This is a genomic window from Pararhizobium arenae (assembly GCF_001931685.1).
GTDB lineage: Bacteria > Pseudomonadota > Alphaproteobacteria > Rhizobiales > Rhizobiaceae > Pararhizobium > Pararhizobium arenae.
This window is the reverse complement of record NZ_MOOY01000005.1, coordinates 356,125-377,154: the sequence shown is the minus strand read 5'-3', so window position 1 is coordinate 377,154 and position 21,030 is coordinate 356,125. Positions and strand designations below refer to the sequence as shown.

The following is a 21,030-nucleotide window of genomic DNA, read 5'->3' as shown; positions in this document are numbered from 1 at the left end:
CAAAACAAAGGGAACAGCATCATGAGCAAGGACTACAAGGATAATCTTCCCATCTCGGCATCGGGCTTCATGGACGAGTTCATGCGCCTGAAGCGTGGCTCGGTCTCGCGCCGTCACTTTCTCGGCATCACCGGCCTCGGCCTTGCGACCGCCGTCATGACCCGCTTCCCCGGCGCACTGTCGACCCCGGCATACGCCGCCGAAGACCTCGGCACGCAGATGTCGATCGCCACCTGGCCGAACTACCACGACCCCGCGACCTTCGAGAACTTCACCGCCGCGACCGGGGTTGCCGTCGAGGTCAACGTCTTCGGCTCAAACGAGGAAATGCTGGCGAAGCTGCAGGCCGGCGCCTCCGGCTGGTCGCTGTTCGTGCCGACCAACTACACGATCTCCACCTACCAGAAGCTCGGCCTGATCGATGAACTTGACATGTCGAAGGTGCCGAACTTCTCGTCCACCACCCAGAACACCCGCTTCACCTCGGAGGGTCAGATCGACGGCAAGACCTTTGCCGTGCCGAAGAACTGGGGCACGACGGGCTTTGCGGTCAACACCGACAAGCTCAAGACGCCGCTGAAGAGCTGGAAGGATTTCTTCGAGATCGCCCAGACCGAGGCCGACGGTCGCGCCATGGTGCACGACTACCAGCTGACCACCATCGGCAGCGCGCTGGTCTCGCTCGGCTACGGCTTCAACTCCATCGACGCCGGCGAACTCGCCAAGGCCGAGGAACTGCTGATCAAGGTCAAGCCGCATCTCTACGCCATCAACTCCGACTACCAGCCGTCGATGCGCTCCACCGATGCCTGGATGACCATGTGCTGGACCAATGACGGCGCGCAGCTCAACCGCGACATGCCGGAAATCGCTTACATCCTCGGCACCGACGGCGGCGAAATCTGGACCGACTTCTACGCCATCCCCAAGGATGCACCGAACAAGGCGGCCGGCTATGCCCTGCTCAACTACCTGATGGACCCGACGAACGCCGTGAAGGAGCACATCGCCAACGGCGCGCCCGCGACCGACAGCCGCGTGATCGAGCTTCTGCCGAAGGAGATCACCTCCAACAAGATCGTCTATCCGGACGAAGCCTCGCTGACCCCGCTGGAATTCGGCGCCGCCGTGACGCTGACCGATCCGGCCCGTGCGGAACTGATGGCGCGGTTCAAGTCGGCTTGATCTTTCCCTTCTCCCCGCCCGCGGGGAGAAGGTGCCCGAAGGGCGGATGAGGGGCAGAACCGCAAAATCCGAGTTCGCGGTATTGCCCCTCACCCTAGCCCTCTCCCCGCACGCGGGGAGAGGGGACGACCGTAGACCCCATTCACCAACAGAAAACATCCAATGGCCACCTCGCCTGAAACCAAAAAACGCCTGGTCACAGCAGCGCTGCTGGCGCCGGCAAGCCTGTGGTTGTTCGTGTTTCTGGTGCTGCCGTTCATCGCCATCGTCGTCTTCGCCTTTGGCGAGCGCGCCCCGGAAGGCGGCTATCAGCCGTCCTTCACTCTCGAGCAGTTCGCCAATCTCGGCGCCCGCGCGGCCGCCTTCAAGAACACGCTGCTGCTCGCGCCTGTCGGCGCTTTCCTCTGCCTCGTGGTCGCCTACCCCGTCGCCTATTATCTCGCCGTGAAGGCCAGCCCGCGATACCGCCTCGTGCTGGTCTCGCTGGTGGTCGTGCCGTTCTGGACGAGCCTTCTCGTGCGCGTTTATGCCTGGATGTACATTCTCGGCGCCCGCGGCATCCCGCATCTCCTTGAGATGATCGGCATCGAGAATGTGCGGTTGCTCAATACGCCGGGCGCCGTGCTGCTCGGCATCGTCTATGGCTATCTGCCGCTGATGATCATGCCCATCTATGTGAGCCTCGAAAAGCTTGATCGCCGCCTGCTTGAGGCCTCCGCCGATCTCGGCGCAAAACCGCTCTCCACCTTCTTCGGCATCACCCTGCCGCTGTCGCTGCCGGGCGTCATGACCGGGGTCGCGCTCGTCACCATCCTGCTTCTCGGCGAATATCTGATCCCGCAGCTGCTGGGCGGCGGCAAGGTGTTTTTCATCGGCAATGCGCTGGTCGATCTCTTCCTGCAATCGCGCAACTGGCCCTTCGGCTCGGCCATCGCCGTGACCCTTGTCGTGGTTGTCGTCTTTATCCTGCTGATTGCCATGCGCATCGCCTGGCGCTTTGCCGGCACCCGACAGGTGGATCTCGTCTGATGCGCGCTTTGATCACCGCCGTTTATCTGTTCCTTTACGCGCCGATCGCGCTGGTCGTGCTGTTCTCGTTCAACTCCGGCCGCAGCGCCAGCGAGTTCGTCGGCTTTTCGACCCAGTGGTATGCCAAGGCGCTCTCTAATACGTTCCTGATGGACGCGCTGCAAAACAGCCTGGTCATCGCCTTTACCAGCGCCGTGCTGGCCGCCGTCTTCGGCACCATGGCGGCGCTCGGTATGGAGCGGCTCGGTGGCCGGATGCGGGCCGTCTTCGACGGCCTCTTCGCCGCCGCCATCGTCGTTCCCGGCGTCGTCATCGGCATCGCCACGCTTGTTGCACTCGTGCAGGTCTTCGGCTTCCTCAACCCGCTGCTGGCGGCCGCGTGGCCGGGCGAACAGCCGCCGAAACTGTCGCTCGGCTTCGGCTCGATCATCGCAGCCCATGGACTGTTTTCGATGGCGCTGGTGACGATGATCGTTAAAGCCCGCATCGCAAGCCTCGGTCGCGATATCGTCGAGGCCTCCAACGATCTCTACGCGACGCCGCTCACCACCTTCCGTGAGATCGTGCTGCCGCAGATCATGCCGTCGATCCTTGCCGGCTTTCTGCTCGCTTTCACCTTCTCCTTCGACGATTTCATCATCGCCTTCTTCGTCGCCGGCTCCAACACGACGCTGCCGATCTACGTCTTCGCCTCGATCCGCCGGGGCGTCACGCCCGAGATCAACGCGATCGCGACGATGGTGCTGGTGGCATCGCTCTGCATGATCCTGATCGCGCGTTTCCTGATGCGCGAAAAGAAAACAAATAACTAGAGTTTGTCGGGCAAAAGTGGGAACCGGTTTTCCAAAAAAGACAAACGAAAACAGAAGAAACGGGAGGCCGCCATGATCCTCAGCAACCGGGTCGCAATCGTCACCGGCGCGGGTTCCGGCATCGGCCGGGCCGGCGCGCTCGCGATGGCCCGCGAAGGCGCCCATGTGGTGGTCGTCGATATCGATTTCATCAATGCCGGCGAGACTGTAGACCTCATCCACGAGGCCGGCGGCAGCGGCGAAAGCCTCGTGCTTGACGTCACCGACGACATGGCTTTGGAAGCCGGCATCGCCGCCGTCTACGAGCATCACGGCCGCATCGATATCCTGCACAATCATGCCGGCGCGCAGGTGGCGGGCGATCTCGAACAGGTCGCGATCGATGGTTTCGACAGGTCGTGGTCGCTGAATGTGCGGGCGCATTTCATGGCGTCGCGTTTCGTCATGCCGATCATGAAAAAGGCGGGCCGGGGCGTGATCCTCAACACCTCATCCTCCTCCGGCGTGCTCTACGACCGCGAGATGATCGCCTATACGACGACGAAACACGCCGTGATCGCCATGACCCGGCAGATGGCCGGCGACTACGCGAAATTCGGCATCCGCGTGAATGCGCTCTGCCCCGGCTGGGTGGATACCCCCTTCAACGAGCCGTTCATCGCCCAAATGGGCGGCCGCGACGCGATCGAGGCCTATGTCGCCAAGCAAGTGCCGCTCGGCCGCTGGGCGGATGTTTCGGAGATTGCCGAACCGATCCTCTTCCTCGTCTCGGATCGCTCGTCCTACATGACCGGCCAGATCCTCGTCGTCGATGGTGGCGAGACGGTGGTGTGACTACGAACTGCTTTCAAGCCGATAGCGGCTGCCGGGATAAAGAAGCCGAACGGATGTGACGATCCGGCCGGATGACCAGGTGCGGCGGCGGATCAGCAGGCAGGGCTCGGAACGCACGATGGCGAGATGCTTGCACTCCCAGGGCTGCGGCAAGACCGCCTCGACGAACTGCTCCGTGTGCGAAATCGGCGCGATGCTGGTGAGGTAGGCATTGGGCGTGATCTTGGTGAAATCCTGCGCGAGATAATCCGGCGCCACGGACGGATTGACGAAACGGTCTTCCAGCTGGATCGGCAGGTCGTCCTCGTGATGAAGAATGACGGAATGAAAGGCGGGCCGGCCAACCTCCACCTCCAACGCTTCGGCCAGATCGTGGCCGCAGATTTCCGTCTGGGCCAGAATGACCTGCGGCATGTGCAGCGAGCCACGCTCCTTGATCTCGTCGGCGATGTTGCGAACGCCCATAAAAGGAGCACTGCGCTTCTTGCTGGCAACGAATGACCCGCTGCCCTGAACCCGCACGATGACGCCCTCACTCGCCAGTTCCCGCAGCGCGCGGTTGGCGGTCATGCGGCTCACATTCATCGTCTCGGACATCTCGTTTTCGGAAGGAACGCGGTGATGCGCCGGCCATTCGCCGGTCTCGATCCGCTGCTTGATATCCGCCTTGAGACGCTCGTAGAGCGGCATCTCCCGCCCCGTCGCGGCTTGGCTGGTCTGTTCGCCCTCGGACATCGTCACTTTCCTTTATGGCACCCACGAGATCAGGCGATGCTTTGTGCACGCCGAATGTCGCCTGATCCTAATGTGCTTACAAAATATGCATCGAAAATAAAGTCCAAAGTTTCCGCAAGCCCCACTTGTCGGCTCAAAAAAACTCTGTCATGTTCCCTATACAACTTTTGAAGGCCACGCAAATGACTGCTGCTCAGACGCTGCATTGCCAACAGATATTGCTGCCTGAGGGATGGGCTTCCGACGTTGCCGTCACCATAGACGGAAACGGGATCATCACGGCAATCGAAGCAGGCGCTGCGCGTTCTGCGGCAAGCGCATCTACAGCGGGTCCTGTCGTTCCCGCCCTGCATAACCTGCATTCCCACGCTTTCCAGCGCGCCATGGCCGGCCTCGCCGAAGTTGCGGGATCGACCGACGACAGTTTCTGGACCTGGCGCGACATGATGTACCGTCTGGTCGGCCGCATGTCGCCGGACGACATCGAGGCAACCGCCGCAAAGTTGTATAGTGAATTACTCAAAGGCGGCTTTGGCCACATCGTCGAGTTCCACTATTTCCATCATGCCCTTGGTGGCGTGCGTTACGAAAATCCTGCGGAAACCTCGCTGCGCATTCTTCGCGCCGCGCAGACGACGGGGATCGGTCTCACCCATCTGCCGGTGTTCTACGCCCATGCCGGCTTTGGCGCCACGGCGCCGGGCGAAGGGCAGAAGCCATTCATCCACAGCGTCGACGAATTTCTAACGCTGCTTGAAGCGCTCCACCCCGAAACCGCTGCAGCCGGTGCCAAGCTCGGCCTCGCGATCCATTCGCTCAGAGCCGCAACGCCGGACGAAATGCGCGCCGTGCTTGCAGCCGAAAAGACCGGCGGCCCAATCCATATCCATGTGGCCGAGCAGGAACGGGAAGTCGAAGACTGCCTCGCCTGGAGCAGTCGCCGGCCGGTGGAATTCCTGCTGGACGAGATACCGGTGGACAGCCGCTGGTGCGCGATCCATGCAACGCACATGACGGCCGGCGAGACGCAGCAACTGGCCCGCTCCGGTGCCGTCGCGGGCCTCTGCCCGGCAACCGAAGCCAATCTGGGCGACGGCATTTTCCCGGTAACGGATTTCATGAGCCATGGCGGCGCGATCGGCATCGGCACCGACAGCCATGTGGCAACCACGGTCTCGGAAGAATTGCGCCTCTTGGAATACGGCCAGCGCCTGCGCGACCGCCGCCGCAACCGGATCGCCTCCGGCGCCGGCGCCTCCGTCGGTCGCACCCTGTTCGACGCGGCGCTGAAGGGCGGCGCCCAGGCGGCGGGTCTTGAGACAATGGGTATCCGCGTTGGCGCAAGAGCCGATCTGGTCGTGCTCGACGGCAACAATCCTTTCATCGGCACCGCCTCCGGCGACCAGATCCTTGGGCGCTGGCTTTTCGCTCTCGGGAACGAAGCCGTTCGCGACGTCATGGCCGCTGGCCGGTGGGTCGTCCGTGACGGCCGCCACGAACGGGAAGAAGAGATCGACCGCGCATTCCGGGAGGTTCTTCGGAAACTCGCCTGAACCCGAAAATTCACCTTCGTTTCAACAGCACAAAAAGGGGAACCACATGCTGAACTCGAAACTGAAATACACGCTGCTCGCCACCGCCCTGATGCTCGGCGGCTCGATGACCGGCGCCAATGCAGCCTCCTATTGCGGCGACGGCAAGACCGTTACCTTTGCCGGCATCGACTGGGAAAGCGGCGCTCTTATCACCGAGGTCATGAAGACCATTCTTGCCAACGGCTATGACTGCCAGGTGGATTCGATCCCCGGCAACTCGGTGACGCTCGAACAGGCGACCGCCAACAATGACGTGCAGATCTTCGCCGAAGAATGGATCGGCCGTTCCGACGTCTGGAACAATGCCGCCGCTGCCGGTCAGGTCGTCTCCGTCGGCAAGACCTTCGTTGGCGCCTCCGAAGGCTGGTTCGTGCCGGAATATCTCGTCAAGGGCGACGAAGCCCGCGGCATCAAGCCGGCAGCGCCCGACCTGAAGAGTGTTTCCCAGCTCACGGACCCGAAGATCGTTGAACTCTTCAAGGACCCGGAAGAGCCTTCCAAGGGCCGCTTCCTGAACTGCCCGTCGGGCTGGACCTGCGAAGGCGTCAACACCGCCAAGCTCGAAGCCTACAAGCTTACGGATAACTACGTGAACTTCCGCCCGGGCACGGGCACCGCGCTCGACGCCGGCATCAGCGCCGCCTATCTGCAGGGCGAACCGGTGCTCTTCTACTACTGGAACCCGACGGCCATCATGGGCAAGTTCAAGCTCGTTCAGCTGGAAGAGCCGGCCTATAACGATGCCTGCTGGAAGGAACTGACGAGCGCCACCGGCAAGCGCGAGGAGGCTTGCGCCTTCCCGGGTGTCGAAGTGGCGTACGGCGTCAACAGCACCTTTGCCAAGGAGGCGCCGGAGATCATCGAGATCCTTGAAAAGGCGACCTTCCCGCTTGCAGACATCAATGCAAGCCTCGCCTACATGGTCGACCAGAAGGTTGATGCCGCGACGGCTGCAGCAGAATTCCTGAAGACCAAGGGCGACGTCTGGGGTGCGTGGGTTTCGCAGGAAGCCAAGACCAAGATCGAATCCTCGCTGAAGTAACCTGAACCGGCCGCGCGTCCACCGCGCGGCCGTTTTCACCGTCGGACAATCGACGGTGGCTTTTCAGCCATTCCAAGGACGTGAGCGATGTTTCCCGATGCCCTCCATATCTCCATCCGCGAGCCGATCAACACGGCGGTCCAGGCGCTGGTGGTCAATTACGGTTTTGTCTTCAAGGCGATCTCCCACACCATCCTGCAGGCGATCCTGTTCATCGAATGGATTTTGCGCGGCCTGCCCTGGTGGGTGATGATCATCGCCTTTATGGTCCTGACATGGCAGGCGACCCGCAAGGTTTCGCTGGTGATCGTCGTGGCCGTGCTGCTGTTTGCGATCGGGGCGCTCGGGCTCTGGGACCTCGCCATGCAGACGCTGGCGCTGATGCTTATGGCGACGCTGATCTCGGTGGCGATCGGCGTTCCCATGGGCATCTGGCTTGCCAAGAGCCGGCTGATGCGCAGCATCACCCTGCCGGTACTCGACGTAATGCAGACCATGCCGAGCTTCGTCTATCTTATCCCGGCGATCATGCTCTTCGGCCTCGGCAAGGTCCCGGCCGTTCTCGCAACCATCGTCTACGCGGTGCCGCCGCTCATTCGCCTGACCGACCTTGGCATCCGGCAGGTCGATGGCGAAGTCGTTGAAGCCGCCACGGCCTTTGGCGGAAGCCCGCGACAGATCCTGTTCGGCGTCGAGCTACCGCTGGCAACGCCCACCATTATGGCCGGGCTCAACCAGACGATCATGATGGCGCTCTCCATGGTCGTCGTCGCCTCGATGATCGGTGCCCGCGGCCTCGGCGAGCAGGTGTTGAACGGCATCCAGACGCTGGATGTCGGCAAGGGCCTCGAAGCCGGCCTCGGCATCGTCATTCTGGCGATCGTGCTCGATCGCATCACCCAGGGCTTCGGCCGCTCCAAGCTTGAGGATGGCCAGAATGGCTGAGATCGAAATCCGCAACGTCTTCAAGATCTTTGGCAAGAACGCCGGCGAGGCCATGGCCATGGCCCGCAACGGCGCCCAAAAACCCGAAATCCTCGAGCGCACCGGTTGCAGCATCGGGCTCAACGATATCAGCCTCAAGATCGGCGCATCCCGCATCTTCGTGATCATGGGGCTTTCCGGTTCCGGAAAATCGACCCTGGTGCGCCACATCAACCGGCTGATCGAGCCGACATCGGGCGAAATCCTGATCGACGGCAAGAATGTGCTCGACCTCAAACCCAGGGATTTGCGCGACTTCCGCACCCATCGGGTCAGCATGGTCTTCCAGAGCTTTGGCCTCATGCCACACCGCACGGTGCTGCAGAATGTCGTCTATGGCCAGCGGGTGCGGGGCTTGAGCAAGGCGGATGCCAATCCGATCGGCATGAAGTGGATCGAGACCGTTGGTCTTGCCGGCTACGAAAACAAGTATCCGCACCAGTTGTCCGGCGGCATGAAACAGCGCGTCGGCCTTGCACGGGCACTCGCCGCCGATACCGATGTCATCCTCATGGACGAAGCCTTCTCGGCGCTCGACCCGCTGATCCGCACCGATATGCAGGACCAGTTGCTGCAGCTCGAAAAGAACCTCTCCAAGACGATCGTCTTCATCACCCACGATCTCGACGAGGCCCTGCGCATCGGTGCCGAGATCGCCATCCTCAAGGATGGCAAGCTGGTGCAGGTGGGCACGCCAAGCCAGATCCTCAACACGCCGGCGGACGACTACGTCGCCCGCTTCGTGCAGCGCCGTGCCGGTGCGGAGGTTGGCCATCATGGCTGATACGGTTACGATCGACGGTCCGCTCGGCTGGAAGGACATCGCTGCTATCGCCAACGGCGCGAAGCTTTCGCTTTCGGAAAACACACGCCGCCGAATCGTGGAGGCACGAGCGATCGTCGATGCGCTCGTGGAGCGGGAAATCCGTGGCTACGGAATCAATACCGGCGTTGGCGCGCTCTGCGACGTGATCATCAGCCGGGAAAACCAGCAGGCACTGTCGCGCAACATCATCCTGAGCCACGCCTGCGGCGTCGGGGCACCGCTCGAGAGGCAAGAAACGCGCGCCGTCGTGGCCGCGCAGATCGCCAACTTCTCGCACGGCTTTTCCGGCGTGAGCCTGGAGGTCATCGAAACGCTGACGGCGCTGCTCAATGCAGATTTGCTGCCGCTCATTCCTTCGCGCGGTTCGGTGGGCTACCTGACCCATGCCGCCGCCATCGGCCTTGTGTTGATCGGCGAAGGCGAGTGCCGTGATGGCGCGAATGTCATCCCGGGGGCCGAGGCGCTGAAGCGGATCGGTCTTGCGCCTCTGACGCTAAAGGCCAAGGAAGGCCTGAGCCTCGTCAACGGTACGCCGTGTGCGACCGGTCTCGGCGCTCTCGCCGTCGCGCGTCTCGCTCATCTCGTTGAATGGGCCGATGCTGCAGCGGCCATGACCTATGAAAACCTGGGCGCCCAGGCCGATCCTTTCGCGGAAATGCCGCTGGCCCTGCGCCAGTCTCCGGGCCTGCAGCAGGTCGGCCGCAATCTGCGTCGCTGGCTCGAAGGCAGCGCGTTGCTGGCGCAATCGGCCGGCAGCCGCACGCAGGACCCCCTCAGCCTGCGTGCCGTGCCGCAAATCCACGGTGCCATCAGGGATGCGCTGGAACAGGTGCGTGTCGTCGTCGATCGCGAACTGGCGAGCGTCACGGACAATCCGGTCGTGGCCGGCACACCCACCGAGCCTGAAGTTCATTCCCAGGCCCATGCCGTGGGTGCGGCCCTCGGGCTGGCACTCGACAGCCTTGCGACTGCCGCCGCCGGACTGGCTGCGATTGCGGAACGGCGGATCGACCGGCTGGTCAACCCGCTGGTGAGCGGCCTGCCCGCCTTCCTTGCCGAAGGAAGCGGTGTCTCTTCAGGTTTCATGATCATCCAGTACACGGCAGCAGCCCTTGTTGCCGAGAACCGGCGCCTGGCGGCACCGGCAAGCCTTGATGGCGGCATCACTTCGGCGCTTCAGGAAGATATCCTGACGCATGCGACACCGGCTGCCGAAAAAGCGCTCGCCATCCTTAGCAATCTGCAGACCGTGCTCGCCATCGAAGTGGTGGCGGCAGCGCAGGCTTACGACCTGCAAGGCAAGTCTGTGGCCAAAGCAACCCGGACTGCCGCGCTCTACGGCCGCGTTCGCAACACGGTAGCCTTCTATCGCGACGACCGGCCGCTGAACCGCGAGGTTGCCAAAGTCAGCGCCATGATCGGCGGGACGCATCCCGACACCGAAAGCGAGGGCGCATGAAAACGCTGCTGCGCAATGCACGGCTGGCAACGCTGTCCCCGATGTTTGAAGGCCTCGGCGTCATCGAGAACGGTGCGATCCTGATCGATGGCGAGCGCATTGCCTATGCCGGAGAAGAACGCGACCTCTCCGTGCCGGCGGATGCGGATGTCATCGATTGCGAGGGACGCTGGATCACGCCGGGGCTGATCGACTGCCACACCCATATCGTTCACGCCGGAAACCGCGCGCGCGAATTTGAAATGCGGCTCGCTGGCGCCTCCTATGAAGAGATTGCCCGGGCCGGTGGCGGCATTGTCTCCTCCGTCAGCCAGGTCCGCGCCGCAAGCGAAGACGATCTTGTTGCGCAGAGCCTGCCGCGGCTGGACGCACTGATCGCGGAAGGAACGACGACGGTCGAAGTGAAATCCGGCTATGGCCTGACAGTCGCCGACGAGGCCAAGATGCTGCGGGCGGCCCGTGCGCTTGGCGGCCAGCGGTCTGTCAACCTCACCACCACCTATCTCGGCGCCCATGCGACACCCGCCGACTACAAGGGCCGCCATGGCGACTTCATTCGCGACGTCGTGCTGCCGGGGCTGAAGGCCGCCCATGCCGAAAGGCTGGTCGATGCCGTCGACGGGTTCTGCGAAGGCATCGCCTTTTCGCCGGAAGAGATGCGGATCGTCTTCGACGCGGCAAAGGCATTGGGCCTGCCGGTGAAGCTGCATGCCGACCAGCTTTCCAACCTGCATGGTGCGGCCCTTGCGGCAGAGTACAGCGCGCTCTCGGCAGACCATCTTGAATACACCGATGACGAAGGCGCCGCCGCCATGACCAAGGCTGGCACTGTCGCCGTGCTGCTGCCCGGCGCCTATTATTTCATTCGCGAAACCAAGAAGCCGCCTGTCGATCTCTTCCGCAAGCACGCGACGAAGATGGCGCTTGCGACGGACTGCAACCCCGGCACCTCGCCGCTGACGTCGCTGCTCCTGACGATGAACATGGGCGCGACGCTCTTTCATATGACCGTCGAGGAATGCTTGGCGGGCGTGACCCGCGAAGCGGCGCGCGCACTGGGCAAGCTCGCAGATATCGGAACAATCGAGGCCGGCAAACAGGCCGACCTCGCAATCTGGAACATCGAAAGCCCGGCCGAGCTGGTCTACCGCTTCGGCTACAACCCGCTGCACAAGCGGGTGTTCAAGGGCACGATGGATGGAGGAAAACAACCATGACCATAACGCTCCGCCCCGGCAACGTCTCGCTTGCCGAGCTTTCCCGGATCTACTGGAACGCTGAAACCGTCGCCCTCGACCGCAGCTTCGATGCCGGCATCGAACGTGCCGCCGCCCGCATCGCGGCGATCGCCGCCGGCAACGAGCCCGTCTACGGCATCAACACCGGCTTTGGAAAGCTGGCCTCGATCAAGATCGAGGCGGCCGACACGGCAACGCTCCAGCGTAACCTGATCCTCTCCCATTGCTGCGGCGTCGGCCAGCCGCTGGCCGAAAACATCGTGCGCCTGATCATGGCGCTGAAGTTGATCTCGCTCGGCCGCGGCGCTTCCGGTGTGCGGCTCGACCTCGTTCGGCTGATCGAGGGCATGCTGGAAAAAGGCGTGACGCCGCTGATCCCGGGAAAGGGTTCCGTCGGCGCATCCGGCGATCTCGCGCCGCTTGCCCATATGGCTGCCGTGATGATGGGCGAGGCGGAAGCCTTCTATCAAGGCGAACGCCTGCCCGGTGCAGCAGCGCTCGAAAAGGCCGGCCTGACACCTGTCGTGCTGGCCGCGAAGGAAGGCCTGGCCCTGATCAACGGCACGCAGGCTTCGACGGCGCTGGCCTTGGCCGGCCTGTTCCGTGCCCATCGTGCAGCGCAGGCGGCGTTGATCACCGGTGCGCTTTCGACCGATGCCGCCATGGGCTCCTCCGCACCGTTCACGGCCGATATCCACACCCTGCGCGGCCATCAGGGCCAGATCGATACGGCGGCTGCGCTTCGCGGCCTACTCGCCGGCTCCGTCATCCGCGAAAGCCATTTGCAGGGCGACGAGCGCGTGCAGGACCCTTACTGCATCCGCTGCCAGCCGCAGGTCGATGGCGCCTGCCTCGATCTTCTGCGCATGGCCGGCCGCACCTTGGAGATCGAAGCCAATGCGGTGACAGACAATCCGCTGGTGCTGTCCGACGATAGCGTCGTTTCCGGCGGCAACTTCCACGCCGAGCCCGTTGCCTTCGCGGCCGACCAGATCGCCATCGCGGTGTGCGAGATCGGTGCGATTGCCCAGCGTCGTATCGCGCTGCTCGTCGATCCGGCCCTCTCCTACGGCCTGCCGGCCTTTCTTGCGAAAAAGCCCGGCCTCAACTCCGGGCTGATGATCGCCGAAGTTACTTCGGCCGCACTGATGAGCGAGAACAAGCAGATGGCGCACCCGGCCTCGGTGGATTCGACCCCCACCTCGGCCAATCAGGAAGATCATGTTTCCATGGCCTGCCATGGCGCACGCCGCCTGCTGCAGATGACGGAAAACCTCTTCTCGATCATCGGCATCGAGGCGCTGACCGCGGCACAGGGCGTTGAATTCCGCGCGCCGCTGGCAACGAGCTCCGAACTCCGCAAGGCGATTGCTGCCCTGCGCAAGGTCGTGGCGACGCTGGAAGAAGATCGCTTCATGGCGCCCGATCTCGCTGCGGCGACATCGCTTGTGGCCGACGGCACGTTGACGGCCAGTGTCTCCGCCGGTCTGCTGCCGGCGCTGGAGGGCTGAGCATGGCCGTGTTCGAAGTTAAACAAGGCTCATCGCCGGTCATCCTCGCCTTCCCGCATACGGGAACGGAGATTCCGGCTGATATTTCCCAGCGCCTCAACGACAACGGCCGGCTGCTTGCCGATGCCGACTGGCACATTCACGATCTTTACGCCGGCTTGCTGGCGAATGCGACGACCGTGCGCGCTACCTTCCATCGCTATGTCATCGACGCCAATCGTGATCCGGACGGCGTCAGCCTCTATCCCGGCCAGAACACAACCGGCCTCGTTCCATCGACGGATTTCGATGGCGTTCCGATCTGGAAGGACGGCGAAGAACCGACCGAGGCGGATATCGCTGCCCGTCTCGCTGATTTCCACGCGCCGTATCACGCAGCCCTCCTGGCCGAGATCGAACGCGTGAAAGCGATCCACGGTGTCGCGGTGCTCTACGACTGCCACTCGATCCGCTCGGACATCCCCTTCCTGTTCGAAGGCATCCTGCCCGATTTCAACATCGGCACGGATGGCGGCAAGACCTGCGATGTCGCGATACAGAACGCCGCCGTCGATGTCGCGCTCAACGCGAACGGCTATACCAGCATTCTCAACGGCCGCTTCAAGGGCGGCTGGACGACCCGTCACTACGGCAAACCTGAGACGGGCGTGCATGCCATCCAGATGGAGCTGGCGCAATCCACCCATCTTGCCACCGAAGCGCCGCCCTTCGCCTACGACACCGCCAAGGCCGAACGGCTCCGCCCTTATCTCAAAACCATTCTCCAGCGCATCGAAGAGACAGCGCTTGGCCTGACACACTGATCCGGAGGAACACACAATGAGCAATCCCCGTCACAACATCCGCGACGTGCGCGCCGCAAAGGGCACCGAACTCACCGCCAAGAGCTGGATGACCGAAGCGCCGCTGCGCATGCTGATGAACAATCTCGACCCCGACGTCGCGGAAAACCCGCATGAGCTGGTGGTTTATGGCGGTATCGGCCGCGCCGCGCGTACCTGGGCCGATTTCGACAAGATCGTCGAGACGCTGCGCAGCCTCAACGAGGACGAAACGCTGCTCGTCCAGTCCGGCAAGCCGGTCGGCGTGTTCCGCACCCATAAGGATGCGCCGCGCGTGCTGATCGCCAACTCAAACCTCGTGCCGCACTGGGCAACCTGGGATCACTTCAACGAGCTGGATAAGAAGGGTCTCGCCATGTACGGCCAGATGACCGCCGGCTCGTGGATCTACATCGGCACGCAGGGCATCGTGCAGGGCACCTACGAAACCTTCGTCGAGGCCGGCAACCAGCACTATAACGGCGATCTAAAAGGTAAGTGGATCCTGACCGGAGGCCTCGGCGGCATGGGCGGCGCCCAGCCGCTCGCAGCCGTCATGGCCGGCGCGTCCTGCCTTGCCGTCGAGTGCAACCCGGATTCGATCGATTTCCGTCTGCGCACCCGCTATCTCGATGAAAAGGCCGAGACGCTGGACGAAGCGATGGAGATGATCGCCCGCTGGACCAGGAACGGCGAGGCGAAATCCGTCGGCCTGCTCGGCAACTGCGCCGACATCCTGCCCGAGATGGTCCGCCGCGGCATCCGTCCGGACATGGTCACCGACCAGACCTCGGCGCACGACCCGATCAACGGCTATCTGCCGAAGGGCTGGACGATGGGTGAATGGAAGGACAAGCGCGTCAGCGATCCGAAGTCGGTGGAAAAGGCCGCACGCGCCTCGATGCGAGACCATGTCGAAGCGATGATCGCCTTCCAGGACATGGGCATCCCGACCTTCGATTATGGCAACAACATCCGCCAGATGGCCAAGGACGAAGGCCTCGAAAATGCCTTTGCCTTCCCGGGCTTCGTTCCGGCCTACATCCGCCCGCTGTTCTGCAAGGGCATCGGCCCGTTCCGCTGGGCGGCCCTCTCCGGCGATCCGGAAGACATCTACAAGACCGACGCCAAGGTCAAGGAACTGCTGCCGGACAACAAGCACCTGCACAACTGGCTGGACATGGCGCGCGAGCGCATCGCCTTCCAGGGTGTTCCGGCTCGCATTTGCTGGGTCGGCCTCGGCGATCGCCACAGGCTGGCACTGGCCTTCAACGAAATGGTTAGGAACGGCGAACTGAAGGCGCCGATCGTCATCGGCCGCGACCATCTCGACAGCGGCTCGGTCGCCTCGCCGAACCGCGAAACCGAAGCGATGAAGGACGGTTCGGACGCCGTATCGGACTGGCCGCTGCTCAACGCCCTGCTCAACACTGCATCAGGTGCGACCTGGGTGTCGCTGCATCATGGTGGCGGCGTCGGCATGGGCTTCTCGCAGCATTCGGGCGTCGTCATCTGCGCCGACGGTTCGGACGATGCCGCCAAGCGTCTCGAGCGTGTTCTCTGGAACGACCCGGCAACCGGCGTCATGCGCCACGCCGACGCGGGCTACGACATCGCCATCGAATGTGCCAAGGATAAGGGCCTGCGTTTGCCCGGGATCCTCGGCAACTAAAACGAACGGCCCGGACATCATGCGGATATTGCGCGCGGCAGATCATAAAGCCATGCCATGGAAAAACGGCGGGGGCGTCACCCGGGAGGTGGCGCTGATGCCGGGGCAGGATGTGCCTTTTCTCTGGCGCATCAGCCTTGCCACGATCCGCTCCTCCGGCCCCTTCTCCCGCTTTCCAGGCATTGACCGCACCATCGTGGCGCTGCGCGGCAATCCAGTCCGGCTGATATCGGAGGGCAAGGACCTTGCCCGCCTCACCGCGCTCGGCGACCCTTTTGCCTTTGCGGGCGAAGTGGACATCGACGCAGAAATCGAGGGCGGGGAAACGACCGATCTCAACATCATGACGGCGCGCGGCCATGCCAGCCATGAAATGAAACGGCTGCAATGGTCCGGAACGCTTTCGATTTCAGGTCGGCAGACGCTTAACGCGGTGGTTTTCACGGGCGCGGCAACAGTCACCATAGGCGAGGCCCGCCATGCGCTCGCAGCCGACGATGTGATCCTCGACCTTGCCGCTGGCGAGGAGCTGATCGTCGATAGCACCGGCGAGACGACTGCCTACATCATCGAAATCGCATAAGGCTCGGCATCAAACAGCCGCCGTCGCCCGATAGAAATCCGTCTCGCCGTCGCCTGCGCTTGCGGCTTTCCCGGCCTCTCCGGGGATAGCAAGGGGAGCAAGCCGCCCTTCCGCAAAGGCATTGCCAACGGCGATCAGCACCGGCTGTTCGTAACCGATGTCACGAACACCTTCGCCAAGGCTGCCCAAGGTGCCGGACCAGCACCGCTCATTGGCCCGGCTGACATTGTTGACGACGACGGCCGGCGTTTCCGGCGAAAGTCCTTCTTCCATAAGGCGCCGGGCGATGAGGGGCGCCGTGCGGCCTCCCATGTAGAAGACGTTCGTCGTTTTGGGATCGGCCAGAGAGCGCCAGTCCATATCATCGGGCAGGCCGCCGTGGCGGGAATGGCCGGTGGTAAAGCGAACGGACTGGGCATGATCGCGATGGGTGAGCGATATGCCGAGACGCGATGCCATGGCACTTGCGGCGGTGATGCCGGGAATGACATCGACAGGGATGCCCTCTTGCCTCAAATGGGCGATTTCCTCGCCGGCCCGCCCGAAAATCATCGGATCGCCGGATTTCAGCCGCACCACGCGCTTGCCCGCCTTGGCGAGCTTCACCATCATGGCATTGATATCCTCCTGCTTGCAGCTTTCGCGGCCGCCGCGCTTGCCGACCAGCATGCGCTTGGCCTCCCGGCGTGCGAGTTCCAGCACCTCATCGGAGACCAGATCGTCGAACAGGATGACATCGGCTGCCTGCAGCGCGCGCACCGCCTTCAAAGTCAGGAGTTCGGCGTCGCCCGGACCTGCGCCAACCAGCGTTACGCGACCGCGCTCGGTGGTGGTGGAAAGCGCTTCCGCTTCACGGATCAACTCTACGGTGGCCTCCTCATCGGGTGCACCCGCACTTGTGAAAGCGGCTTCGACGAATTTTTCCCAGAAGGCGCGGCGCTGCGGACCCGGCTCCAGCCAGAGATTGACACTTTCGCGCACGGATTGCGCAAGGGCCGCCCAGGCCTTCAGGCTGCGCGGCAGCAGCGTCTCGATCCGGCGACGGATGGCCTGCGCGAGTATCGGCGCCGCACCATCCGTCGAGATCGCGATGATGGCCGGTGAACGGTTGACGATGGAGCCGAACTGGAACTGGCAATAGGCCGGCTTGTCGATGACATTGACCGGCACGCCTGCGGCGCGGGCCGCCGCGAAGAAAACCGCGGCGTCGTCTGTGTCCTCGAAGTCGCCGATCGTAAGGGTCGCACCTGCGAGAACCTGTTCGTTCCAGGGCTCCGGCCTGTGGGTCAGCTTGGCGGACGCATGGGCCGGTGGGCGAGTGAGCAGGGCCCCGAAGGTCTCGCTGAGTGTTTCCGCGAACACCTCGACATGGGCGCCGCAGGAGGCGAGCAGTTCCGCCTTCCAAGCCGCCGCATCGGAGCCGCCGACGATAACGCAGCGTTTGTTCTCCAAAGCCCAGAAGACCGGCAGTTTTGCCAAAGCCTCCATGCGGGCGGGTGCTTCATTCCGCGGCTGCTGCAAGACATCCATCGATGATCCCCCTGATTTCCGCGCGGCAGGAGCCGCAATTGGTTCCGGCATTGAGTTGCCTGCCGAGGGCCTCGACGCTGTGGCAACCGCCACGCACGGCCCCGACGATCTGATTGACGCCGACGCTGAAGCAGGAACAGACGGTGGCGCCGGGATCGGCACGGCCGGCGCCCGGACGCCCGGCGACCAGCGTGAAGCGCTTGCGCAGATTGCCGTGTTCGGCTGTGAGCTGCGAAACCGCCCAGTTGCGGGCCACAGCCACGGGCTCACGCGCCAGAAACAGGGCGGCAAGCAGCCTTTCGCCATCGAAGAACGCGAGTCTCAGGTCTCCGGTCTGGTAATCGGCGTAGCCCAAAGGCTCGACGGTGCCATCGATACCGAAGGTGGCTCGGCACCATGCTGTCCAGTCGGCAGGGGCTTCGGCAAAGGCAAGCTCGATCCGCCATCCGCCATCGGCCTTCGCCAAAGCCCAGTAGTCTGCCTGCGGCTGCGCCGGCTTTGCGACGGAAACGGCGAAACCATAGAAGGAAGCCACAAAGGGCCGCGCTGCGATGGCGACATTCTTGGAGGCAGGCTGGCCTGATACGGGATCCGTCAGCGGCGGCACGACGGCATCGATGCGGGCCTTTGCGGCAAACTGGTCGTTCCAGTGCATGGGCACGAAGATGCTGCCGCGAGCCTGCCGCTCGGTGATCAGGGCGCGAGCTATGCTTTTGCCGTGGGGGCTTTCGATCTCGACCAGTCCAGCGCTGCCGATGCCGATGGTCTGCGCATCGCGGGGATGGATTTCGGCAAAGGGCTCGGCGATATGGGCGGAAAGTCGGGCGCTTTTTCCCGTCCGGGTCATCGTATGCCACTGATCGCGGATGCGGCCGGTGTTGAGCGTTAAAGGAAAATCCGTTGTCGTGCGATCCGTTTCCGGCGGATAGACGGCAATGAAACGGGCGCGTCCGTCCGGATGATAGAAGCCGCCGGTTGCGAAAAACCGGGTCGTGTCACGGCCTTTTCCTGCCGGCTGCGGCCATTGAAAGGGCTTCAGAGCATCATAATAGGCTTCTTCAAGAGCGGCATAGGCGCCGATATCGAAATCGCGCGTGCCACCATTTTCAAAGGCGGAAAGAGCGGCGTGCTCGGAAAATATCTCTGCAGGCGTTGCATAGTCGAAACCGTCATAGCCCATGCGATAGGCAACTTCGCAAAGCTGCCACCAGTCGGCTTTCGCTTTCTCGGGTGCGGCCAAGAAGGGGCGCTGGCGGGAGATGCGGCGCTCCGAATTGGTCACCGTACCATCCTTTTCGCCCCAGCCGAGCGAAGGCAGAAGCACATGGGCGTGGCGGGCGGTATCGGTCGTCTTCAGCACATCCGAGACGACGACGAAGGGACAGGCGGCAATCGCCGCCTCGACGGCATCCGCATCCGGCATCGAAACGACCGGATTGGTCGCCATGATCCAGAGCGCCTTGATGCGTCCATCGGCAACGGCGCGGAACATATCGACTGCCTTCAGGCCGGCGTGATCAGCCATGGTCGGCGACTGCCAGAAACGCTGGACACGATCGCGATCCTCCGCATTTTCGATGGCCATATGGGCCGCAAGCATATTGGCAAGGCCACCGACCTCGCGGCCGCCCATGGCGTTTGGTTGGCCCGTCAGCGAAAACGGCCCCATGCCCGACCGGCCGATGCGGCCGGTCGCCAGATGACAGTTGATGATGGCATTGACCTTGTCCGTGCCGGAGGTGGACTGGTTGACGCCCTGGCTGTAGCAGGTGACGACCCGCTCGGTCCGTTCGAACAGGCTGAAGAACTGGCGCAATTCGCTGGCGCCGAGCCCGGTGCGCTCCATCAGTTCGGGAAACCGCAGGGTCCCTGCGGCGGCAAAGGCATCGGCAGAGCCGTTGGTGTGGGCGGCTACATAGTTTTCGTCGATGGCGCTGGTCTTGGCGAGGTGGGAGAGCAGGCCGTTGAACAGGGCGACGTCACCATCGGGCCGCACCGCCAGATGCAGGTCGGCAATATCGGCCGTCATCGTCCGGCGCGGATCGATCACCACCACCTTCATGCCCGGCCGGGCGGCCTTTGCGGCGGCAAGCCGCTGGTAGACGACGGGGTGGCACCAGGCGAGATTGGAGCCGGTGAGGATGACGAGATCGGCAAGCTCAAGGTCTTCATAGGTGCCGGGCACCGTATCGGCCCCAAAGGCGCGGCGATGTCCGGCCACCGAAGACGACATGCAAAGTCTTGAATTGGTGTCGATATTGGCGGAACCGATATAGCCCTTCATCAGCTTGTTGGCGATGTAGTAGTCTTCGGTCAGAAGCTGGCCGGAAACGTAGAAGGCAACGGAATCCGGTCCATGTTCGGCGATGGCTGCGGAGAAACGCTCGGCGACGAGATCGAGCGCCTCGTTCCACTCTGCCGGCTTGCCGTTGATTTCGGGCTCGAGCAGGCGGCCGTCGAGATCGATGGTCTCGGCCAGTGCCGATCCCTTAGAGCAGAGGCGGCCGAAATTGGCGGGGTGATCGGGATCGCCCTTCACCGAAACCTTGCCCTCCTCATCGACCTTGGCGATCACCCCGCAGCCGACGCCGCAATAGGGACAGGTGGTTTTCGTTTCAGCCATGACGATAGGCTCCCAGCAGGTGTGGATCGGGTAACGCCACCACTACCGAGATTGCCGCTTTATCCCCCTCTGCCCTGTCGGGCATCTCCCCCTCAAAGGGGGAGATCGGCTGGGGGCCGCCTCTCGCTCCAATCTCCCCCCTTGAGGGGGAGATGCCCGACAGGGCAGAGGGGGGTAAAAGCGGCTGGTTCAGAACCTGCATGGCAACGCCTCCCATCCCCCTACTCCGCCGCCATCATAAGGCTTTCCAGCGCGATGAAGAGTTCGCCGTCCTCGTTACGCAGAGGGATGGTCCGGACCTCACCTTCATCGGCCCCCAGCGCCTTGCCGGTTTCGAGCGAAATCACCCAGTTGTGCAGCGGGCAGGTCACGGCCTTGCCGTGAACGATGCCCTGCGTCAGCGGCCCGCCCTTGTGCGGGCAGTGGTCCTCTATGGCGAAGACCTCGTTTTCGGCCGTGCGGAAAACGCCGATCTTACCTTGCGGCGTCTTCACGCAGCGTGCGCCCCGGAGCGGAATGTCGGTGATGTTGCCGATGGGATGCCAGTTCAT

At 63.1% G+C, this 21,030-nt stretch carries 18 protein-coding genes; 14 read left to right on the top strand and 4 right to left on the bottom strand.

Features of this window, described 5'->3' with window-relative positions; genetic code table 11:
• Positions 1-21: 21 nt before the first annotated feature.
• The 4 genes from BLX89_RS13490 (at position 22) to BLX89_RS13475 (ending at position 3,860) form a co-directional block, all read left to right on the top strand.
• Positions 22-1,185 (top strand): polyamine ABC transporter substrate-binding protein, encoded by a 1,164-nt coding sequence (locus tag BLX89_RS13490; RefSeq protein WP_075291413.1) that lies wholly within the window; start codon positions 22-24, stop codon positions 1,183-1,185.
• Between the two features lie 162 nt (positions 1,186-1,347).
• The gene (locus BLX89_RS13485) at positions 1,348-2,214 is read left to right on the top strand and encodes an ABC transporter permease (protein ID WP_075291412.1); all 867 of its coding nucleotides are present in this window, start codon (positions 1,348-1,350) and stop codon (positions 2,212-2,214) included.
• On the top strand, positions 2,214-3,026 hold the full coding sequence (locus BLX89_RS13480) for an ABC transporter permease (RefSeq protein ID WP_075291411.1): 813 nt from the start codon (positions 2,214-2,216) through the stop codon (positions 3,024-3,026). The genes BLX89_RS13485 and BLX89_RS13480 overlap by 1 nt, the downstream gene beginning before the upstream one ends.
• A gap of 72 nt (positions 3,027-3,098) precedes the next feature.
• Positions 3,099-3,860, top strand: a complete 762-nt coding sequence (locus BLX89_RS13475) for an SDR family NAD(P)-dependent oxidoreductase (RefSeq protein WP_075291410.1) — start codon at positions 3,099-3,101, stop codon at positions 3,858-3,860.
• On the opposite strand, the gene hutC is transcribed toward BLX89_RS13475, so the two are convergent.
• The gene (gene hutC / locus BLX89_RS13470) at positions 3,861-4,595 is read right to left on the bottom strand and encodes a histidine utilization transcriptional repressor HutC (protein WP_075291409.1); all 735 of its coding nucleotides are present in this window, start codon (positions 4,593-4,595) and stop codon (positions 3,861-3,863) included. It lies immediately after the preceding gene.
• 182 nt (positions 4,596-4,777) lie between these two features.
• On the opposite strand from hutC, the gene hutF reads away from it, so the two are divergent.
• The 10 genes from hutF (at position 4,778) to BLX89_RS13420 (ending at position 16,326) form a co-directional block, all read left to right on the top strand.
• Positions 4,778-6,148 (top strand): formimidoylglutamate deiminase, encoded by a 1,371-nt coding sequence (hutF, locus tag BLX89_RS13465; protein WP_075291408.1) that lies wholly within the window; start codon positions 4,778-4,780, stop codon positions 6,146-6,148.
• A gap of 46 nt (positions 6,149-6,194) precedes the next feature.
• Positions 6,195-7,232: an ABC transporter substrate-binding protein gene (locus tag BLX89_RS13460; protein WP_075291407.1), complete on the top strand. Its 1,038-nt coding sequence runs from the start codon at positions 6,195-6,197 to the stop codon at positions 7,230-7,232.
• A gap of 87 nt (positions 7,233-7,319) precedes the next feature.
• Positions 7,320-8,177, top strand: a complete 858-nt coding sequence (locus tag BLX89_RS13455; protein ID WP_075291406.1) for an ABC transporter permease — start codon at positions 7,320-7,322, stop codon at positions 8,175-8,177.
• The gene (locus tag BLX89_RS13450) at positions 8,170-9,000 is read left to right on the top strand and encodes a quaternary amine ABC transporter ATP-binding protein (RefSeq protein ID WP_075291405.1); all 831 of its coding nucleotides are present in this window, start codon (positions 8,170-8,172) and stop codon (positions 8,998-9,000) included. The genes BLX89_RS13455 and BLX89_RS13450 overlap by 8 nt, the downstream gene beginning before the upstream one ends.
• Entirely contained in the window at positions 8,993-10,501 is a 1,509-nt protein-coding gene (locus tag BLX89_RS13445; protein WP_075291404.1) for an HAL/PAL/TAL family ammonia-lyase, read from the top strand. Before BLX89_RS13450 ends, BLX89_RS13445 begins: the two co-directional genes overlap by 8 nt.
• On the top strand, positions 10,498-11,718 hold the full coding sequence (gene hutI / locus BLX89_RS13440) for an imidazolonepropionase (protein WP_075291403.1): 1,221 nt from the start codon (positions 10,498-10,500) through the stop codon (positions 11,716-11,718). The genes BLX89_RS13445 and hutI overlap by 4 nt, the downstream gene beginning before the upstream one ends.
• The gene (hutH, locus tag BLX89_RS13435; protein ID WP_075291402.1) at positions 11,715-13,250 is read left to right on the top strand and encodes a histidine ammonia-lyase; all 1,536 of its coding nucleotides are present in this window, start codon (positions 11,715-11,717) and stop codon (positions 13,248-13,250) included. Before hutI ends, hutH begins: the two co-directional genes overlap by 4 nt.
• Positions 13,251-13,252: 2 nt before the next feature.
• Complete coding sequence (gene hutG, locus BLX89_RS13430) at positions 13,253-14,053, top strand: N-formylglutamate deformylase (protein ID WP_075291401.1); 801 nt, start codon at positions 13,253-13,255, stop codon at positions 14,051-14,053.
• 16 nt (positions 14,054-14,069) lie between these two features.
• Positions 14,070-15,743, top strand: a complete 1,674-nt coding sequence (hutU, locus tag BLX89_RS13425) for a urocanate hydratase (protein ID WP_075291400.1) — start codon at positions 14,070-14,072, stop codon at positions 15,741-15,743.
• 19 nt (positions 15,744-15,762) lie between these two features.
• A complete protein-coding gene (locus BLX89_RS13420) occupies positions 15,763-16,326 on the top strand; it encodes a HutD/Ves family protein (RefSeq protein ID WP_075291399.1) in 564 nt (187 codons plus the stop codon).
• A gap of 9 nt (positions 16,327-16,335) precedes the next feature.
• On the opposite strand, the gene cysG is transcribed toward BLX89_RS13420, so the two are convergent.
• The 3 genes from cysG to nirD form a co-directional block, all read right to left on the bottom strand.
• Positions 16,336-17,856: a siroheme synthase CysG gene (gene cysG, locus BLX89_RS13415; RefSeq protein WP_075291398.1), complete on the bottom strand. Its 1,521-nt coding sequence runs from the start codon at positions 17,854-17,856 to the stop codon at positions 16,336-16,338.
• A complete protein-coding gene (locus BLX89_RS13410; protein ID WP_075291397.1) occupies positions 17,828-20,479 on the bottom strand; it encodes a nitrate reductase in 2,652 nt (883 codons plus the stop codon). The genes cysG and BLX89_RS13410 overlap by 29 nt, the downstream gene beginning before the upstream one ends.
• A gap of 221 nt (positions 20,480-20,700) precedes the next feature.
• On the bottom strand, positions 20,701-21,030 hold the full coding sequence (nirD, locus tag BLX89_RS13400; protein ID WP_075291395.1) for a nitrite reductase small subunit NirD: 330 nt from the start codon (positions 21,028-21,030) through the stop codon (positions 20,701-20,703).